The 1,598-nt window shown below is 63.3% G+C and carries 2 protein-coding genes; one reads left to right on the top strand and one right to left on the bottom strand.

Features of this window, described 5'->3' with window-relative positions; translation table 11 throughout:
* The coding region (locus RMO40_RS06655) for an ATP-binding cassette domain-containing protein (protein WP_309718034.1) at positions 1–1,094 on the bottom strand (1,094 nt) is incomplete at its 3' end.
* A 39-nt stretch (positions 1,095–1,133) separates the two neighbouring features.
* Between RMO40_RS06655 and RMO40_RS06650 the strand changes: the two genes are divergently transcribed.
* A partial coding sequence (locus tag RMO40_RS06650) for a PLP-dependent transferase (RefSeq protein WP_309718032.1) occupies positions 1,134–1,598 on the top strand: 465 nt, incomplete at its 3' end.

The following is a 1,598-nucleotide window of genomic DNA, read 5'->3' as shown; positions in this document are numbered from 1 at the left end:
ATCAGCGGGATCTCTTTGGCGATGGTCTTCACCAGCGTCGATTTGCCCTGGCCGTTGGCACCGAGGATGCCAATGCGCTGGCCGGCGAGCACCGAGCGGTTGATGTCTTTCACGATGGCGGTGCCGTTGTAGCCGCAGCTCATCATCGAAAACGCCAGCATCGGGTTGGGCAGGCTTTGTGGCTCGCGGAACTCGAACTGGAAGTCGCTGCTGGTCAGCACCGGGCCCAGCTTTTCCATGCGGGCCAGCGCCTTCACGCGGCTCTGCGCCTGCTTGGCCTTGCTGGCCTTGGCCTTGAAGCGGTCGATGAACTTCTGCAGGTGCGCCATGCGCTCTTGCTGCTTGGCGAAGCTGGCCTGGGCCTGCATCAGGCGCTCGGCGCGCATTTCTTCAAACGCGGTGTAGTTGCCGGTGTAGCGGGTCAACTTGGTCTCATCCAGGTGCAGCGTGACCTTGGTGATGGCATCGAGAAATTCACGATCGTGGCTGATCACGATCATGGTGCCTTCGTACTTCTGCAGCCACGCTTCGAGCCAGACCAGGGCGTCCAGGTCCAAGTGGTTGGTGGGCTCGTCGAGCAGCATCAGATCGGCGGGGCACATCAGCGCGCGCGCCAGCTGGAGCCGCATGCGCCAGCCGCCCGAGAAGCTGTTCACCGGGTCGTCGAGCTGGTCGACTCGAAAGCCCAGGCCCATCAGCAGCGCCTGCGCCTTGGGGCGGGCTTCGAAGCCGCCGGCCTCGGCGATCTCTTGGTGGGCGTCGGCCATGGCGTGGCCATCGTCGGCGGCCTCGGCGGCCACCAGGGCGGCGTTGGCGGCTTGCAGGCGGGTGTCGCCCTCGAGCACGTAGTCGCTGGCACCTTGTTCGGTTTCGGGCATGTCCTGCGCGACCTCACCCACCAGCCAGCGCGGCGGGATGGCCACGTCGCCAGCATCCGATTGCAGGCGGTTGCGGAGCAGCGAAAACAGCGACGATTTGCCCGCGCCATTGCGGCCGATCAGGCCGATCTTTTCGCCGGGTTGCAGGGTGACGCTCGCGTCTTGCAAAACGATCTTGGTGCCGCGGCGAAGGGTGACGTTCTTGATGACAATCATGATGAAATCGAATCTACCAATACAGAAAACGCAAAGATCATGACGCTAGGTCTGACCACTCAAATCTTGCACGCCGACCGCCTGGGCGGTGTGGAGCACGGTGCCACCCACAAGCCGCTGCACCTGTCGGCCGCCTTCGGCTACGACACGGCCACCGAGCTGGTGTCTGTGTTCCAGGGCGAGCGCAGCGGCCATGTGTACGCCCGCCAGGGCAACCCCACCACGCAGGCGATGGAAAACAAGATCACGCTGCTCGAAGGCGGTGTGGGCAGCGTGAGCTTTGCCACAGGCATGGGGGCTATCGGCTCGATGCTGTTTGCCCTGCTGAAACAGGGCGACCACATCGTGGCCAGCCGGTTCCTCTTTGGCAACACCGCCAGCCTGTTGCAAACCATCGACAACCTGGGTTGCACGGTGTCGCTGGTCGATGCCACCGATGCCTCGCAAGTGGCCCAGGCCATCAACGACAAAACCCGTATTGTCTTCGTAGAAACGGTTGCCAAC

The sequence above is a fragment of the Rhizobacter sp. genome (assembly GCF_031412075.1).
GTDB lineage: Bacteria > Pseudomonadota > Gammaproteobacteria > Burkholderiales > Burkholderiaceae_C > Rhizobacter.
This window is presented reverse-complemented; position numbering and strand designations above follow the sequence as displayed.